This window comes from Microcystis sp. LEGE 08355 (assembly GCF_015207185.1).
Lineage (GTDB): Bacteria > Cyanobacteriota > Cyanobacteriia > Cyanobacteriales > Microcystaceae > Microcystis > Microcystis panniformis.
Map to the genome: position 1 here is coordinate 1 of NZ_JADEXI010000775.1, position 1,804 is coordinate 1,804.

Genomic DNA, 1,804 nt, shown 5'->3' on the forward strand with positions numbered 1-1,804 from the left:
ACAGGAACTCTTGCCATGGAGATAATCCTTAAGAGTAAAGTTAAAGTCCCGAACCGCAACACAATCAAGATGTCTTGTCTAACAACGCTTTACCAATAAAGCTTAGAGGGAATCCGAACTAGGGAAGCATTCGGAGGTCTGGGCCAGATTGTGTCTCGATGCGGTAGTCTCTACTTGCGTCGCCTAAATTGGTCTAGGCAAGCCCCGTCGCTTTTAGGGCGGGGTTAGTGACAATTATCCCTTGCTAGGCTAGGCTAAGGGCATTATAATCCCTGTTCCCCTCGATCGACTACAAAAGATAGCTTCGCACCGCTTCCACTAGCCTTTCTGTCCAAAAATTGGCTAATTCTAGGGTTTCTGCTTCCACCATCACCCGAATTAACGGTTCTGTCCCGGAAGCGCGCACCAAAATTCGGCCTTTTTCTGCCATGGCTGTCTCAGCTTGGCGGATTTCACGCCGTAAAGGTTCACATTGCTGCCAATTACGTCGCACTTCTCTATCTTCCACCCGCACATTGCGTAAAATCTGCGGATAGGTGACAAAGCTATGATCGACTAATTTAGCCAAGGAAACTGCCGATTTCTGCACTAAAACCGCTAAATGTAGGGCGGTTTGCATTCCATCCCCAGAAACCCCGTAATGATGGCAGAGAATATGACCAGATTGTTCACCCCCTAGCATGGCTCCCGTTTCCCACATTTGCGCCTGAACGTGCTGATCACCCACGGCAGTCCGCAAGAATTGACCCCCCAGTTTTTGCCAAGCGCGTTCAAAGCCTAAATTAGCCATCACCGTTGCTACTAATAACCCATCGGGTAGCTGTCCTGCTTCTAAGAGGGAACGACCCCAAAAATAGAGGATATAATCGCCATCTACTACTCTACCCTGACTATCCACGGCCAAGACTCGATCGGCATCGCCATCGAAGGCAAACCCTAAATCCGCTTGCTGATTAATCACCGCCGCCTGTAAGCTTTCTAAATGGGTAGAACCACAATTAACGTTAATGCGATCGCCATCGGCTTGATCGTGTAGGCAGATAACTTCCGCCCCCAAGGTTTGGAATACTAAAGGTGCTAGGTTAACGGCTGCCCCCCAAGCTAGATCCAAAACTATTTTTAATCCCGATAGGTTAATATCCATCCCGACGGAATCAATGACAGCTTGATAATATTTTTGGATTAATTCGGGACAAAAAGTCGCTTTTCCCCAATTTTTCGGTTTATCTGCTAATTCTAAATTGCCTCTTAAACCCGCTTCTATCTGTGCCGCTAAACTGCCAGACAATTTTAAACCGCTGCCGTCAAAAAATTTAATGCCGTTATCTTCAGGAGGATTATGACTGGCAGAAATCATGATCCCCCCCATCGCTTCGCTTTCTCTGGTTAAATAGGCGACGCAGGGAGTGGGACATAATCCCAGTTGCCAGACTTCTATTCCCGCCCAAGTTAAACCCGCAATCATAGCATTGGCTAACATATCACTGGAATTACGGGAATCTTGACCGATAATTACTGGTTTGGTGACACCAGCTTGATTTTTTAATACCTGTCCTGCCCAAAATCCGATTTGTAGCGCTAGGGGGGCAGTTAATAATTCTCCCACTTGGCCGCGAATTCCGTCCGTGCCAAACAGGGGTGATGGCGGTAATTCGATTAAACCCCCTAAGGATAACAGGGGATGCGATCGAGCTTTTTGCCCATTTTGATACGATAGAGACGCTACCATGGCCGATTCCTTTCCTCACACAACACATTCAGAGGATAACATGATCACCGATTTTTTAAAATCAATGTTCCCAGT

Annotated in this window: 1 protein-coding gene; it reads right to left on the reverse strand. The window is 47.1% G+C overall.

Annotation, left to right across the window (positions count from 1 at the left end; translation table 11 throughout):
- Nucleotides 1–289: 289 nt before the first annotated feature.
- Complete coding sequence (gene glmM, locus IQ242_RS23900; protein ID WP_193961668.1) at nucleotides 290–1,729, reverse strand: phosphoglucosamine mutase; 1,440 nt, start codon at nucleotides 1,727–1,729, stop codon at nucleotides 290–292.
- Between the last annotated feature and the right edge of the window lie 75 nt (nucleotides 1,730–1,804).